Origin of the sequence: Bartonella sp. TT110JLCBS, assembly GCF_042193405.1 — a bacterium.
GTDB lineage: Bacteria > Pseudomonadota > Alphaproteobacteria > Rhizobiales > Rhizobiaceae > Bartonella.
Map to the genome: position 1 here is coordinate 1 of NZ_JBHILT010000202.1, position 752 is coordinate 752.

Consider the following 752-nt stretch of genomic DNA (forward strand, 5'->3'; position numbering starts at 1 on the left):
GTTCAAGCTTACCATAGGTGGGTATTTGGATGGTTTAAACGCCCCATGCACATCGTCTCCCAAACCCGAAGCCTCTCTCTTGCTTTTTATGAGGTGATCGATCTTGAAGAGTTGCGCTTGATCCGTTACCTTAGGGCTTTCTTCGTCTTCTTCTTTATCTTGAAGGCAATACATCGTTGATGTCTCTTCTTGTATTATTTCCCCTTCGCAAGCATACTGCCCCTTCAAACAATCTTCACTTTGAGAGCATGGATCTTCTTGCATCTCTTCAACTTCTACAACTTCATGCTCGCTTGGCCTCATCTCTTCAACATCGGTTGCCACCACATCATCTTTCCAAGGAATTGGTGTTGTTTGCTCGACCAATTTCTGTTCCTTAGAGAGTGTGTCAAGTATCCATCCTAATTGATGCTCAAGGTTGTTGTAGGAGGTTTCTTGAATTTTTCGTGTGGCTTCCATTCTTCGGCAAGAGACATCAGAAGCTTCAATAAAGCTAGCTAGCGCGTTTTCCAATGAAGATGCATCCTTTGCGAGTGTCTCATCCTTTTGAAATTGCTCTTGAGGTTCTTCCCAATGTTGTCTATCGTTATTCCATAAGATGTTTTGGTAGCCCCTTTCATTTGGATGATATGAGTTGTAGTATGCGTTGTTTTGTGGTGTTGAAAAAGAAATCCACTCACTAAATTGATCAATCCCCATCTAGGTTTCTTGCAAGAAAAAGTAAGACAAGTCAAAAGTAATCAAAGGAGACT

The 752-nt window shown here is 41.6% G+C and carries 1 protein-coding gene; it reads right to left on the reverse strand.

All coding sequences use genetic code 11. The annotated features are described in order from the left end of the window. The coding region (locus ACFILW_RS10455) for a hypothetical protein (RefSeq protein WP_375685805.1) at positions 1–699 on the reverse strand (699 nt) is incomplete at its 3' end. Between the last annotated feature and the right edge of the window lie 53 nt (positions 700–752).